Annotated in this window: 11 protein-coding genes; 8 read left to right on the top strand and 3 right to left on the bottom strand. The window is 62.1% G+C overall.

From position 1 onward, the window contains the following. Positions 1-52 precede the first annotated feature (52 nt). From IPM54_28555 to rlmB, 3 genes are all read left to right on the top strand, one after another. The gene (locus IPM54_28555) at positions 53-802 is read left to right on the top strand and encodes a hypothetical protein (protein ID MBK9263743.1); all 750 of its coding nucleotides are present in this window, start codon (positions 53-55) and stop codon (positions 800-802) included. A gap of 148 nt (positions 803-950) precedes the next feature. Next, positions 951-1,688, top strand: coding sequence for an orotidine-5'-phosphate decarboxylase (pyrF, locus tag IPM54_28560; GenBank protein ID MBK9263744.1), 738 nt, complete (start codon positions 951-953; stop codon positions 1,686-1,688). Beyond that, complete coding sequence (rlmB, locus tag IPM54_28565; protein MBK9263745.1) at positions 1,685-2,407, top strand: 23S rRNA (guanosine(2251)-2'-O)-methyltransferase RlmB; 723 nt, start codon at positions 1,685-1,687, stop codon at positions 2,405-2,407. The genes pyrF and rlmB overlap by 4 nt, the downstream gene beginning before the upstream one ends. A 604-nt stretch (positions 2,408-3,011) precedes the next feature. On the opposite strand, the gene IPM54_28570 is transcribed toward rlmB, so the two are convergent. Then, positions 3,012-4,220, bottom strand: coding sequence for a cysteine desulfurase (locus IPM54_28570; GenBank protein MBK9263746.1), 1,209 nt, complete (start codon positions 4,218-4,220; stop codon positions 3,012-3,014). Next, on the bottom strand, positions 4,193-5,428 hold the full coding sequence (locus IPM54_28575; protein ID MBK9263747.1) for a hybrid sensor histidine kinase/response regulator: 1,236 nt from the start codon (positions 5,426-5,428) through the stop codon (positions 4,193-4,195). Before IPM54_28575 ends, IPM54_28570 begins: the two co-directional genes overlap by 28 nt. Before the next feature lie 74 nt (positions 5,429-5,502). On the opposite strand from IPM54_28575, the gene IPM54_28580 reads away from it, so the two are divergent. After that, positions 5,503-6,087 carry a peptidyl-prolyl cis-trans isomerase gene (locus IPM54_28580; protein MBK9263748.1) on the top strand — a complete coding sequence of 195 codons (585 nt, stop codon included), beginning with the start codon at positions 5,503-5,505 and terminating at the stop codon, positions 6,085-6,087. A gap of 101 nt (positions 6,088-6,188) precedes the next feature. On the opposite strand, the gene IPM54_28585 is transcribed toward IPM54_28580, so the two are convergent. Beyond that, a complete protein-coding gene (locus tag IPM54_28585) occupies positions 6,189-7,751 on the bottom strand; it encodes a proline--tRNA ligase (protein MBK9263749.1) in 1,563 nt (520 codons plus the stop codon). 260 nt (positions 7,752-8,011) lie between these two features. On the opposite strand from IPM54_28585, the gene IPM54_28590 reads away from it, so the two are divergent. From IPM54_28590 to IPM54_28605, 4 genes are all read left to right on the top strand, one after another. Next, on the top strand, positions 8,012-8,938 hold the full coding sequence (locus tag IPM54_28590) for a cyanophycinase (GenBank protein ID MBK9263750.1): 927 nt from the start codon (positions 8,012-8,014) through the stop codon (positions 8,936-8,938). Beyond that, complete coding sequence (gene cphA / locus IPM54_28595; protein ID MBK9263751.1) at positions 8,935-11,601, top strand: cyanophycin synthetase; 2,667 nt, start codon at positions 8,935-8,937, stop codon at positions 11,599-11,601. Before IPM54_28590 ends, cphA begins: the two co-directional genes overlap by 4 nt. 1 nt (position 11,602) lies before the next feature. Continuing rightward, on the top strand, positions 11,603-12,496 hold the full coding sequence (locus IPM54_28600) for an isoaspartyl peptidase/L-asparaginase (protein MBK9263752.1): 894 nt from the start codon (positions 11,603-11,605) through the stop codon (positions 12,494-12,496). A gap of 196 nt (positions 12,497-12,692) precedes the next feature. Continuing rightward, entirely contained in the window at positions 12,693-14,693 is a 2,001-nt protein-coding gene (locus IPM54_28605; GenBank protein MBK9263753.1) for a S9 family peptidase, read from the top strand. Positions 14,694-14,698: the final 5 nt, after the last annotated feature.

Here is a 14,698-nt window from a genome sequence, read left to right on the forward strand (position 1 = left end):
CTCCTCCGGATAAGAATGGCGAGCGCGCAGCTTTTGAAGGAGCCACGACGTCATGTCCGAACAGAAGGAAAGCTCGGTCCTGTTCTCCCTGAAGGAGCTGATGAGCCTCGAGGAGGACCGAATCAAGCAGGAGGAGGATGCGAAGGCGGCGGCTGTAGCCGCAGAAGCGCAGGCGAAAGCCGACGCTGAACGCCGCGCACGTGAAGAAGAAGAAGCCCGCATTCGGGCCGAAGAAGAACGGCGTCGCGACGACGAGCGCCGTGCTCGCGAAGAGGCCGCGCGCCTCGAAGCGATTCGTCAAGCCGAGGTCGAAAAGGCACGCGTCGAAGCCGAGCAGAAGGCTCGCCTCGAAGCGATGTCCGCGCAGCAAGAGCACGAGCGAAAGCTCGCAGCGCTGCAGCACGACGAGTCGAAGAAGAAGCTGCGCAAGACGCTGTATGGCGTCGTTGCCGCAGTGGTCGTGATCGGCGGCATCACGACGGGCCTGCTCATCAAGAAGAGTCAGGACGACGAGAAGGCGCGCATGGCGCTGGAGCAGCAAGCTCGTCAGGCCGAAGAAGAAAAGAAGAAGGCCGAAGAGCAAGCGAAAGCTCAACAAGCGAAGATCGACAGCCTGCTGTCGCAACTCTCGAGCGCCCAGGACGAAGCGACCCGCGCCAAACTCCAGAAGCAGCTCGACGAAGAGCGGGAGAAAGCAGCGGCAGCGAAGAAGGGTGTCGGCGGTCCGAGGCCCGCGGGTGGCGGTGGTCCGTCCCCGACATGCAAGTGCGCACCTGGCGATCCGCTCTGTAGCTGTCTCTGAAAGCAGGCATGGGGGGCTCGCGCCTCACCCCCTAACCCCCTCTCCCCACGCGCCTACGGCGCGGCGGAGAGGGGGAACTAGCTGCTCTGCCCCCCATACCCCCCGATTTGCCCTTGTTCCAATTGGGGCGGCGCTTTAGGACCCTCCCATCGTGACTCCTGACCGCATAGCTGCACGGCAGCGTCTGGTTTTTCCGCTCGACTACGCGTCGCTCGACGAAGCACGCGAAGGCGCTCGCACCGTCGCGCCGCACGTCGGCGTGCTCAAGGTGGGCCTCGAGTTGTTCATGCGCGAAGGACCAGCATCCATCGCGGTTTGTCATGACCGCGGCCTTGACGTGTTTCTCGATCTGAAACTGCACGACATCCCGGAAACCGTAGGCCGCGCAGTGAAAGCCGCCGCATCGCTCGGGATCCGATACCTCACCGTTCACGCCCACGGCGGTCACGCAATGCTCGCTCGAGCCGCCGAAGAGGCCTCACGCGCGAGCACGCCACTCACCATCCTCGCCGTGACCGTGTTGACGTCACTCGATGCGGCGGATCTCGCCGCCGTTGGGATCGACGCAACGCCCGCCGTACAGGTCGAACGCGTCGCGCGTGTTGCGTGGAACGCGGGCATTCGAGGGTTTGTCGCGTCGGCTGCAGAAGCGACGAACCTGCGCCAAACCCTCGGCCCAGACGCACTGCTCGTCACGCCGGGAATCCGCCCTGCTGGAAGCGAAAGCGGCGATCAGAAACGAGTCGTCACGCCCGCAGACGCGATTGCCAAAGGTGCCGACCTGCTCGTCGTCGGACGGCCGATACGTGATGCGGCCGATCCGTGTGAAGCTGCCCGTATGGTCGTGCTGGAAATTGAAACTGCACTCGAGGCTCGAACGTCGTGAGTCGTGTGATCTTCGGCGTTCAACCCGTCCGTGAAGCCATTCGCGTGCATGGCAGCGCGATCGAACGCGTGGTCATCGAACACAAGCCGAACCCCAAGCTCCAAGCGCTCGGGAGGTTCGCCGAAGGACGCGGGATACGCGTCGAATCGGCGCCAAGAGGCGAGCTCGATCGAGCCGCTGGTGCTGGACGACATCAAGGCGTGCTCGCCGTAGCGCCGGAGCTCGTGCTGCGAAACCTAGCGGACGTCCCGATTGTCCCGACAAGCATCTTCGTGGCGCTCGACGGCATCATGGATCCGCAAAACTTTGGTGCGATCGTACGAAGTGCCGTCGCGCTTGGAACGTCCGCGATCGTGTGGCCCGAACACAGCTCCGCACCGCTCTCACCGGCGATGTTTCGCGCATCCGCAGGGGCGATCGAACACGCAGTGCTGTGCCGCGTGCACGCCCTGCCCCAAGCAATGCACGACTTGGGCCAGCGGGGTTTGACCGTGATCGGCCTCGATGCGCAAGGGCCCACCGAGCTTGGGGCGCTCGATCTTCGGGGTCCCGTGGCGGTCGTGATCGGCGCCGAGGACAAAGGCGCGCGGCGGAGCGTCTTGCGCGCTTGTCATCACGTCGCGCGTTTGCCGATGGCAGGACCCATCAGCTCGCTCAACGCGTCGGTCGCAAGCGCACTCGCGCTCTACGAGATACTGCGGCAACGACAAACGGAGTGATGCCGACGCCAAGGATTTGGCCCGCGCGCGTCCTTCTTGCGATGCTGATCCTGACAGAGCGGTTCGAAGCGCAGCCCGCACGTGGCTCGGCGTAGCGGCATTGCTTTGCGCGCACCGCATGACGATCCGAATCCCAAGTTCGGACACTCGACGTCCACCTTTTCGGCGATCGAGACGGCTCTCGACTTGTCAACAAGATCCCGCTTACACAGATCGATATATCAATTATTTCAATCATTTAAACTATATCTTCATACCTTTTGGTTGAAGAACGAATTCATCTGAACACGCTTCCAGCAGTCGCTCGTTGTCGTTCCATTCAGTGGATCGCTTCGCGACCCGCGCAAGTGCTCCGAAATGTTGATCAATTTCGCGCACTTAGATCATCACCTCCGAGACGCCACTCGCACTTGGAGCAAATCGTTCAGGTACCGCTTGAAGGGCCCCCCTCACGCGGGCAAACGCGCGACGTGCCGTCGTTTTTCCCGCGGAACCGGTCGAAGCGAGATGGAGCACATGCGGTTCGTGAGGACAAACCTCACACGCGCAGTCCTTCAATAAGTGCTCAATAAGTACTCGGTGCTGCCGCTCGCTCGACGCTTGTTCAGGTCATCCCAGCGTGCGTCGCGGCACGTGCAAGCACGCGCTCCCACCGCACGAGCGCTTCGCGAATGTCGTCCGGTGTCGTGTCTTCACCCAGCGACACGCGCACGGCAGACAGAGCACGCTCGCGCCCGACCATCGCTTCGAGCACCGGTGATGGCTCGGCCGTTCCCGCACTGCACGCGGAGCCGCTCGACACGGCCACGCCTTCCAGATCGAGCGCCGCGCAAAGCTCGGGACCAAGCCACCCGCGGAACGACACGTTCGTCACGTGAGGCGCTCGTTCACCGTCACCATTCCTGAACGTTGCAACGCCCGCAGCCTCGCCGATCCGAGCAAGGTCCGCCTCGAGCTGATCGCGCAGCGGTGCGATCGCGGCGTAACGCTGCGGCATGTCGAGCGCTCGATCCGCAGCCACGGCAAACCCTGCACACGTCACGGGATCTTGCGTGCCCGGCCGAAGACCCTTCTCTTGCGCCCCGCCAAACAGCATGCGCCGCAGATGTACCGTCGGTCGCGTCGCGAGCGCTCCAACTCCTTTGGGACCGCGGATCTTGTGCGCGGCGACGCTGATCAGATCGGCCACGTCGTACGTTTCACGCGGGAGTTTTCCCACGGCCTGTACCGCATCGACAAACAAGAGCGCCTTGCGCGCGCGACATAGTTGCGCAGCCTCGACCACCGGCTGAATGACGCCCGTTTCATGGTTCACCGCTTGCAACGCTACGAGGCGCACCGTGGCTCCTGCAGATGCAGCGCGATCCATCGCATCCGCGATGGCCGCTGGATCCACGCGACCCGATGCAGAAGGTGCAACCCATTCGACGAGGACACCTCGTTCCGCAAGGTGCTCGGCAAACCGCACAACGGATGGATGCTCGGCGCGACCCACGACGAGAGCGTTCCGTCCTTCGTCTGGCCTGGACAAACCATCGGCAAACGCATGCCACAGCGCCAGGTTGTTCGCTTCGGTGCCGCCCGACGTCAGGTATACGTCACGCGGATCGAGCCCCACGAGCGTCGCTACGGCCTCGCGTGCGTCCTCGACACGCGCCCGCGCCAAGCGGCCCGTTCCGTGAACGCTTGCAGGGTTGCCCCATGCGTTGCGAGCTGCCTCGACCATGGCCGCAACGACATCGGGATGTGGTGGAGTTGATGCGTTCCAATCGAGATAAATCTGACTCACCGATCTTTGTCCCCGTCGGCGGATAGCTCCCACGGCGCTCGTACCGCAACCGTAAGGTAAAACGCTGCACCGCCAAGACGAACGGCCTCGATGATTTCGTTGCAAGGCGAAACGATTCGCAAGTCGCCACCGAGCCCTCGAGCCGTGCGCCGAGCGATCGCGAGACCCACGCCCACGCCGCCATGCTCACGCGTGACCGACCCGTCCACTTGGTAAAACGGATCGAAGATGCGCGCCTGCTGTTCATGCGGAATTCCAGGTCCCGTGTCCGCAACGCAGAGCTCGTAGTGTCCCGAGGGCAAACTCTTCACGCGCACACCGACCGTCCCTCCGGAAGGCGTGAATTTCGCTGCATTTTCCAGCATGTGCACGATGGCCCGCCGAAGCCTTTCTGCATCGCCCCACGCCGCGAGAGGTCCACGTGGAAGACTCTCGACGAGCTGGATCCGGGCCTCGGCGAGACGATCCGCGACCTGCGCCATCGCGCGTCGCGTGGTGTCGAGGAAGTCGTAGTCGCCGTGCTGAAAGTGCATGCGACCCGTCTCGAGACCCGTCACGTCGAGCAAGTTGTCGAGCAGCGATCGCAGGCGACGGATGCAGTCGTCCATCGCTCGAAGCGCTTTGCTTTGCGCTCGCGTGAGCGGCCCGAGCTCTTCGTCTTGAAGAAGCTTCACATACCCGACGATCGGCGTCATGGGCGTCGCGAGCTCGTGTGAGATGTTCCGGTAAAACTCTGTTCGTGCTGCATCGAGCTCACGCAAGCGCGAGTTGGCGCGGCTCAGCTCCGCTACTTTTTCTTCGAGATGCTGCACGATCCGCGAGCTTTGTTGCCGCAGGCGCATCGCTCCGGCCGATGCAGCGTCGATCTCGCGCGGACCTTGATGCATGAAACGTTCGATCTGGCTGACGAACGATCGCGCATCGATCGGCTTTTGCAGAAACCCGTCGCAACCGACGGCGAGGCTCGTTTCGCGGTCGCCTTCTGCAGTGATGGCGACGATGGGCACGCCTGCTAACTGCGGTTCGCCGCGCAAACGCAGCGTCACTTCGAACCCGTCGAGGCCGGGAATGTTGAGATCGACGAGCACCAGGTCGGGCCTTGCCCCGCACGCAAGCCGCACGCCTTCGAGCCCATCGGCTGCGTCGATCACTTCGTAGCCGGCCTTTTGAAGCAGTTTGCGAACGAGCAGCCGGTTGGCCGGATCGTCCTCGATATGCAGGATGCGGGGCATTCTCGGCGCCATCGTACCGCGCATCGGAGCTACGCGCAGTTGACGAAAGCCGCGGTGTCGGCGATACGAGCCCCATGCGTTCGCTCGTCCTCTCTGGCAGAAAACGCGCCCGTGCCATCATCGCCATCGTTAGCGCGTGGCTCATCACTGGCTGTTGCGCATCGGGCAGCACCGATGCGCCCGCCCAAGCCGATGCCGCTCCCGCGATGTCCGCTGCGGCGGTAGCGCCGACGACGACACCATCGTCGGCGGTTCCCACCGGGGATCAACCGGCCCCAGGCGCAGAGATCGATCGTCCTGCATCTGCGGCCGCATCCTCGGCTCCAGAAAGGCAAATCGCCGGGGCCTCGCACATCCTCGTTGCTTACAAGGGTGCCGAAAACGCTCCGAAAACCGTCACACGGTCCAAGGATGACGCCAAGAAACGCGCAGCCGAGGCGCTCGGGAAGCTGAACTCGAAGAAGGCCACGTTCGAAGAGCTCGTCAAACAGTACTCGGACGACCCCGTCTCCAAGCCGGCAGACGGCCGCCTAGGCAACTTCGAGCGCAACGCAATGCCGGCTGCGTTTTCCGATGTCACGTTCGCCATGAAGGTCGACGCGATCTCGGACGTCGTCGAAACGCCCCGCGGGTTTCACATCATCAAACGCACGAAGTAGGGCCTCACCCCCTAGCCCCCTCTCCGCAAGCGGAGAGGGGGAACATGCCTCACCCCCTAGCCCCCTCTCCGCAAGCGGAGAGGGGGAATAAGAGAGCGTTTTCAGTACGACTTCGCGAACACCACGCGTTGATCGCTCGGCGCACCGCACTGCACACAGGCGCCGCGATCTTTCAGGCCATCTGCATCGGAGACGCCGGCGATCCCATGCTCCGGGATGCAACGGATCGTGACCTTGAGTCGGTCTTTGATCGACGCTTCGCACGCCGCGTTTCCGCACCAATGAGACAGGGCAAACCCGCCGTGGATCTCGGGTTTGTCCTGGTTCTTGGGCGTGAAGAACTTGTCGAACGCAGTTTTGTCGTCGATGCGTTTGGCGTGATCTTTGCGATGTGCGAGCGATTTTTCCAGCAGCCCCGATTGGATGTCTCCGAGGATGTCGGCGATTTTGGAGACGAATTCGGCGCGCGACATGGACGTCTTGTCTTTCGTTCCGCGATCGCGCCGCGCCACCATGACGACGTTGCCGTCGACGTCTCGCGGACCGATCTCCACGCGAATCGGCGCTCCCTTTTTGATCCACTCCCACTGCTTGTCGCCGCCGCGAATGTCGCGTTTGTCCACTTCGACTTCGATGGGCCGTCCGCCATAGCTCGCATTGCGTAGCTCGGCCGCCACCGCATCGACGTACTCCATCACCTTCGCGCGCGTGTCCTCGCCGCGAAGAACCGGCAGGATCACGACGTGCGCGGGAGCAAGGCGCGGGGGCAACACGAGCCCGTCGTCATCGGCGTGCGTCATGAGCAGCCCGCCGATGAGACGGGTCGACACGCCCCATGAGGTTGTCCAGGCAAACTCTTGGGTTTCTTGCTGCGTGTGGAACTTGATGCCGCTTGCTTTCGCGAAGTTTTGCCCGAGGAAGTGGGACGTACCTGCTTGAAGCGCCTTGCGATCCTGCATCATCGCTTCGATCGCGTACGTGTCGACGGCGCCCGGGAATCGTTCGCTCGCGGTCTTGGGGCCTCGAATGACCGGCATCGCCATGAACTGTTCGGCGAACGTCGCGTAGACATCGAGCATCTTTGCGGTTTCTTCGCGCGCTTCGGCTTCCGTCGCGTGTGCCGTGTGGCCCTCTTGCCAGAGAAACTCTGCGGTTCGGAGAAACAAACGCGTGCGCAGCTCCCAACGAACCACGTTCGCCCATTGATTGATGAGCAGCGGCAAGTCTCGATAGCTCTGCACCCAGCTCGCGAACGCCGCGCCGATGATGGTCTCCGATGTGGGACGCACGATCAGCGGTTCTTCGAGCTTCGCTTCGGGGTCGGGGACGAGGCCGCCTTCGGGTCCAGCGATGAGCCGGTGATGCGTCACGACGGCGCATTCCTTGGCAAATCCTTCGACGTGCTCGGCTTCTTTTTCCAAAAACGACTTCGGGATGAACAGCGGGAAGTACGCGTTTTTGTGGCCCGTCGCTTTGAACATCCGATCGAGCTCGCGCTGGATGTTTTCCCAAAGCGCGTAGCCCCACGGCTTGATCACCATGCATCCGCGCACGGGCGAGTTTTCCGCCAGGTCTGCAGCTCGGACGACCTGTTGGTACCACTCCGCGTAGTCTTCGGTTCGCGTAGGGGTGATTGCGGTTCGCGGGGTTTCGTTCTTGGCCACGCTCGTTCCTCCGGCGGCCGGCTCTACCACATTTTCGCACCAGAATCAGATTGATGACTCGCTTCCAGTTCGTCCCCCGGGGGGTTTGGGGGGGCCGAGCCTCGCCGTGCTTTTGCGCCAGCAAAAGCACCGGGAGGCGAGCCTCGGACCCCAACGTCAACCAGCCTCGCGAAGCGCGCGTCCAGATCCGGGCCCGGTTTCAAACCCGCCTTTCCAAATTGTCGGCGCTTCCGCTGAACCGTGATATCGCCTTGCCCAACGTGGCGCACGACAAGCCCGAATCCGGCACGCACGCCGATGCCTCTTCTCACGCCCATGCTGCACACGCGCACCCCCATCGCGGTCCCCTCATCGCGATAGGCGGAGCCGAAGACAAAATCGGAGCCCGCGCCGTCCTCCGCGACGTCGTCAAACACGCAGGCGGCCCGAAACGCGCAAAGATCGCCGTTTTTCCAACCGCATCGAGCATCCCGCTCGAGATGGCGAATACCTACGAATCCATCTTCCGCGAGCTTGGCGCCGAAGTGCACATCGTGCGCATCGCAACGCGAGCCGACGGCGAAGACCCGGACAAACTCGCCCTCATCAAACAAGTCACGGGCATCTTCTTCACGGGCGGCGACCAAGGCCGCATCGTCACCATGCTCGGCGGCACCGAGCTCGCACGCACCATTCGCCGCGCACATCGCAGCGGCGCCGTCGTCGCAGGCACCTCCGCCGGAGCAAGCGTCATCTGCGATCACATGATCGCTCAAGGCCGCAAAGGATACGCCCCACGTCGCGAGCTCGTCATGCTCGCCCCAGGCCTCGGCCTCACACGCAAACTCGTCATCGATCAACACTTCGGCCAGCGTCATCGCATCGGACGCCTTTTTTCCGCCGTCGCCATGAACCCGTTTCTCATCGGCGTCGGCATCGACGAAGACACCGCGATCGTGCTCAAAGCCGACAAAAAGCTCCAGGTCATCGGACGAGGCTCCGTCACGATCATCGATGGGTCGAAAATTCAACACACGGACATCCACGAGGTAAAACGCGAATCACCCGCTGCTCTGCTAGGTTTGTCCGTGCACGTACTTACCCAAGGTTGTGGCTTCGACATCGATCATCGAACGCCGTCGTGGCCACGTAGCGACGTAGAACAGGCGCCCGAGTCTGCCCCCATCAGCCCGCGAGTCACACCATGAAGCTGCTCGAAACACGCGTTTATCGTGGCCCGAACCTCTATGGATACCGGCCCGTCATTCGCCTGACCATCGACCTGGAAGAGCTCGAACAGTACCCGAGCGACAAGATCCCAGGCTTCACGGATCGGCTGATCGCCGGCATTCCGACGCTGCACGAACACGGCTGTTCCTACGGTGAACCGGGCGGCTTTCTCAAGCGCCTGCACGATGGAACGTGGTTCGGACACATCACCGAACACGTCGCGCTCGAACTGCAGTGCCTCGCAGGAACACCCGTCACGTACGGCAAGACGCGCACCGCGCATCGCGAAGGTGTCTACCACGTCGTCTACAGCTTCGAGGAAGAGTCGGTCGGCCGGCGTGCCGGAGAGATCGCGATGCAATACCTGCGCGGCCTCTTGCCGGATGGGTTCCCGGACAAACTTCCACCCATCGATCTCCAGCCCGAAATCGACAACCTCGCGCGGCTCGCCGAACGCATGGCGCTCGGCCCGTCCACACGCAGTCTCGTCGACGAAGCCAAGCGACGCGGCATCCCCACCATGCGGCTCAACAAACAGAGCCTCGTGCAATTTGGTTGGGGCACGTATCAAAAGCGAATCCAAGCAACGGTCACCAGCGAAACCCGGCACATCGCCGTCGAGATCGCTCAAGACAAACAGCTCACCAATTCACTCCTCGAACGAGCCGGTTTGCCCGTGCCGCGCCAAGAGCGAGCCTACTCCGCGGACGAAGCGGTCGAGATCGCCGAACGCATCGGTTATCCGGTCGTGGTCAAACCCATGGATCTGTCGCACGGGCGCGGCGTGGCGCTCGATCTGACGACGGCCGAAGCCGTGCGCGATGCGTTCACCAAGGCGTACGACCTTTCGAATTACGTGCTCGTGGAGACCTTCCAGCACGGCAAGGATCACCGCGTGCTCGTCGTGAACGGCGAAGTCGTCGCCGTGTCGGAACGCGTTCCGGGACATGTCGTCGGCGATGGTGAAAGGACGATCAAACAGCTCGTCGACCTCGTGAATACGGATCCGCGGCGCGGCGTGGGCCATGAAAAAGTGCTCACGAAGATCGAAATCGATCACCAGGCCGAACGCCTCCTGGCGCAAGCCGGCTACACGCTCGATACGGTGCTGCCCGCAGGCCAAATGTTCGCCCTGCGCTCCACCGGCAACTTGTCGACCGGCGGCACGGCCATCGATCGCACCGACGTCATCCACCCGGATAACCTCGACATTGCCATCCGCGCCGCGAAGGTCGTCGGCCTCGACGTCGCAGGCATCGACCTCATCTGCCCCGACATCTCCAAGAGCTGCCGCGAACACGGCGGTGTCATCGTCGAAGTGAACGCCGCACCCGGCTTCCGCATGCACGTCGCTCCCACCGTCGGCACGCCGCGAAACGTCGCCGCTCCGGTGCTCGACATGCTCTTCCCGCGAGGCGTTCCCGCGCGCATCCCCGTCGCAGCGATCACCGGGACAAACGGCAAGACCACGACCAGCCGCATGGTCGCGCACATCCTCAAGATGAGCGGCAAACGCACGGGCCTCACGACGACCGACGGCATCTACATCGACGGCGAACGCGTGCTCAAAGGCGACATGACCGGCCCTTGGAGCGCTCGCGTCGTGCTCACCGATCCCACCGTCGAAGCCGCGGTCCTCGAAACGGCACGCGGAGGCATCCTGCGCGAAGGCCTCGGCTGGGACAAATGCGACGTCGGCGCGGTCCTCAACGTCTCCGCCGATCACCTCGGTCTTGGCGGCATCGAAACCGTCGCGGATCTCGCCTACGTCAAACGCCTCATCGTCGAAGTCGTACGCGACGGCGGCACCAGCGTCCTCAACGCCGACGACGAGCTCACGCGTGCGATGGCCGAAAACGCGAGCGGCCGCATCATGTACTTCTCGCGTTCCCCGACGAACGAAGTCGTACGCAAACACGTGCGCGACGGCGGCCGCGCAGTCGTGCTCGAACAAGGCGTCAACGGCGAGATGATCACCATCTACGACGGCGACCGGCACATCCCGCTCACGTGGACGCATTTGGTGCCCGCCACGTTCGAAGGCAAAGCCAAGTTCAACGTGGAAAACGCGCTCGCTGCCGCGGCCATCGCGTACTCGATGGGCATCAGCCTCGAGCACATTCGTCAGGGCCTACGCACGTTCACCACGTCGTTTTTCCAGGCACCTGGCCGCTGCAACGTCTTCGACGAGCACCCGTTCCGCGTCATCGTCGACTACAGCCACAACCCCGCAGCCATGGCGAAGATGGCCGAGTTCGTCTTGGGCTTGCGCCGCGAGCGAGCGATCGGCGTACTCATGGCCGCAGGCGACAGACGTGACGACGACATTCGCGCCGTCGGCCGCGAAGCAGCGCGAGCATTCGACATCGTCATCCCCAAGGAAGACGGCGCGCGCCGTGGCCGCAAGAGCGGCGAAATCAGCTCGCTATTGGCCGAAGGCGCACGCGCGGCAGGCAAGAGCCCCGAACACATCTTCCCTCGCACCGACGAACGAGAAGCCGTCGACCTTGCCATGAGCATGGCCAAACCCGGCGATCTCGTCGTGATCTTCGCCGACGACGTCACGGCCGTCTGGAAACAAGTCATCTATTGGGGCAAAGAACGCACGTCCCAAGTTCCTCCCCTGCCCCACGAGGCGTGACATGAAGTACGCAATTTTGACGCATGGCGGCGCGGCATCGCCTCACGCCTATTCGGACGGGTGTGTGAAGGCCGCCGAGGCGGCTCGGGCGGTGCTCGAACAAGGTGGCGATGCAGCGGCGGCGGCGCTCGCGGCGACGGTCGTATTGGAGGACGACCCGCGATTCAATGCCGGCACGGGATCGAATTTGCGTTTCGATGGGCAAACCATTGAAATGGACGCATCGATCATGACGAGCGACGCTCGGTTTGGTGCGGTTGCATGCATCGAGCGCGTAAAAAACCCCATTATGGTGGCGGCGAAGGTCATGGAAACGCCGCACTTGATGCTCGTGGGCGACGGAGCCACGGCATTTGCGCGTGTTGTGGGTTTTCCCGATTATGATCCGATGACCGAGAAAGCTCGAGACAAACACGCGCGGGCCATGGCCGAGCTTCGAGGTCAAGGGGATGGCGATTACGCGACCGATGCGGCTGCGTGGTTGCACCTTGATTGGCGAGCATTGTGGAATTTCAGCTCGGAGCCGCCGATCAAGGATACTGTTGGAGCCGTCGTGCGCGATGCACACGGTCGTTTTGCGTCGACGGCATCGACGGGCGGAACGGTGTACATGCTTCGAGGTCGCGTGGGGGATTCGCCGCTCATGGGATGTGGCGTGTATGCGGGACCTGCGGGAGCCGTCGCGGCGACGGGCGTTGGCGAGGAAATCGTGCGGCGCTTTTTGGCGAAAACGGTTTACGATTGGCTCGAGGAAGGCATTCCGGCGGCGCGGGCGGCGCAGCGAGGCATTGCGAAGTTTCCAGAAATCGTGGACGTCGGGTTGCTCGTCGCATCGCGTGATGGGCAAGCGATTGCATCGAATCGGAACATGGCGAGCGCGCTGCTCGTGGGTTAGATCGCGTTATAGAGCTTCAGTTCAACAGTACGAAAGCTCCGTTGGAGCAGCTTGCATGTCCATCTCACGCCAACGGACAGCAGTTGGACCACGTTGCATTCGCACGGTCACATCACCTCACTTCATCGTTCACAACTTGGCCCACCGGCGTCGGTCGAGGTACGCCTGCCCGGCCCTCGCACGGAAGGATTTCGCCATGCATCGAACACTTCGCCATCCCACGCTCGCGCTGGTCGCGCTTGCCAGCTCTTCGCTGTTTGGATGCAGTGCGCCAAACCCGGACGTCAAGGCGCCGCAGGCTGCGGTTTGCCCCGAAGCAAAGGCGCCGCCAGTCGCAAGTGCGGATGCACCCGCCAAACCCGTTTCCCAGGCACCGACCGTGCCATCCGAGACCGAGCGATTGGTTGCCGCAATGGCAAAAATTCGCCTATCGACGTGGCCGAGCTTTTCTGCCGATGGCAAACGAATCGCATTCCTTTCCGATTTGAACGGCATTCCGCAGGTCTGGACCATGTCTGCGAGCGGGGGTTTTCCCGAGCTCGTCACGAACCTCGACGACCCGGTCATGGGCGTGCTTTGGTCGCCCGATGGTCAATGGATTGCGTTTGCGGTCGCGCCCGGTGGCGGTATGAATCGACAAATTTACGTTGTTCGGCCCGATGGAAGCGGCTTACGCAGGCTCACCGACGGCGGCAAAGACAACAATTTCATGGGCGATTGGACGCACGACAGCAAATCGATCCATTTTGCATCGAATCGGAAAAACCCATCGTCGACCGATTCGTTCCTCGTCAATGTCACGACCGGCGAAATAACGCTCGTCGCAGAAGGCCGGGGCAGCAGCGCCGTAAACGACGTGAAACGAGACGGTTCAGCGGCCATCGTATGGCGATCGGCGCAGCGCGGGGACAGCGATTTGTATCATGTTCGTCATGCCGATAAAAAAGAAGTTAGATTGACGCCACACGAAGGACCAGGCAATTTTTGGGGTGGTACATTTTCGCCCGACGGAAAACACATTTATTTGGCGTCGAACAAAGATCGGGACCTTGGAGCTTTGGCCCGAATCACGCTTGGGAAAGACGATGCGCCGGGGCCCATCGAAGTGCTGGCTTCGCGCGACGACGCGGATCTCGATTCGCTGGTGATGAATGCCGCGGGTACGATGCTGGCTCTGATTTGGAACGTGGGGGGCAAGAGCGAGCTTGCATTTTACGACGTCAAAACATCCAAAATGACCGCGGGACCCTCGCTACCGGCGGAAATTGCAGGCGGTCTTCGATTCTCGAACGATGGCAAGAGCCTCGCCATGGCCGTGAGCGGTTCGACTTCGCCGGCAGATATATGGGTGCTCGATATCGCATCGAAAAAATTCGCGCAGCTCACACGGAGCCCTCGCGCGGGAATCGACGTAGCGTCGCTCGTTCGTCCGGAAAAAATTTCCTACAAGGCGCATGATGGAGTGGAACTATCGGGCTGGCTGTATCGGCCGAAAGGCGCGAAGGGCCCGGGGCCGATGGTATTGAGTTTTCACGGCGGGCCGGAAGGTCAGGAAAAACCAAGCTTCAATAGCACGTACCAGGCGCTCTTGGCGCGAGGCATTGGGGTGTTCGCGCCAAACGTTCGAGGGTCGGGGGGATTTGGCAAAAAATTCGTGAACCTCGACAATGGAGCGCTGCGGGAAAACGCAGTGAAGGACATCGAGGCCACGGCGAAATACGTGATCACGGCGGGCATGGCGGATCCGAAACGGCTTGGTATCATGGGTGGATCGTATGGGGGATACATGACGATGGCCGGGTTGACGCAGTATCCGGACCTGTTCGCGGCAGGCGTGAATCTGTTTGGCGTGGTCAACTTCTTGACCTTTTTCAAGCACTCCGAACCTTACATTGCGGCGATATCGAAGATCGAATACGGCGATCCCGACAAAGAAACGAAGATGCTCGAGAAGTTATCGCCGTTTTTCAATATCGATCGCGTGAAAGCGCCGACGCTCGTGCTTCATGGGGCGAATGACACGAACGTGCCGGTCATCGAGGCCGAGCAAGTGGTGGATGGGTTGACCAAACGCGGAATTCCGGTGGAATACGTGCTCTTTCCGGACGAAGGACACGGCTTTCGCAAAACGCCGAACAAGGTTCGTGCGGCGGTGGCTACGGTGAGCTTTTTCGAGAAGTATTTGACGGGGAAGTAAGGCCG

The sequence above is a fragment of the Polyangiaceae bacterium genome (genome assembly GCA_016715885.1).
Classification (GTDB): Bacteria; Myxococcota_A; Polyangia; order Polyangiales; family Polyangiaceae; genus Polyangium.

Coding starts and splice junctions, on each gene's coding strand:
- IPM54_28575 (MBK9263747.1), bottom strand. CDS start 5,428: ATGCCCCGCATCCTGCATATCGAGGACGATCCGGCCAACCGGCTGCTC.
- IPM54_28600 (MBK9263752.1), top strand. CDS start 11,603: ATGAAGTACGCAATTTTGACGCATGGCGGCGCGGCATCGCCTCACGCC.
- IPM54_28580 (MBK9263748.1), top strand. CDS start 5,503: ATGCGTTCGCTCGTCCTCTCTGGCAGAAAACGCGCCCGTGCCATCATC.
- IPM54_28605 (MBK9263753.1), top strand. CDS start 12,693: ATGCATCGAACACTTCGCCATCCCACGCTCGCGCTGGTCGCGCTTGCC.
- IPM54_28555 (MBK9263743.1), top strand. CDS start 53: ATGTCCGAACAGAAGGAAAGCTCGGTCCTGTTCTCCCTGAAGGAGCTG.
- cphA (MBK9263751.1), top strand. CDS start 8,935: ATGAAGCTGCTCGAAACACGCGTTTATCGTGGCCCGAACCTCTATGGA.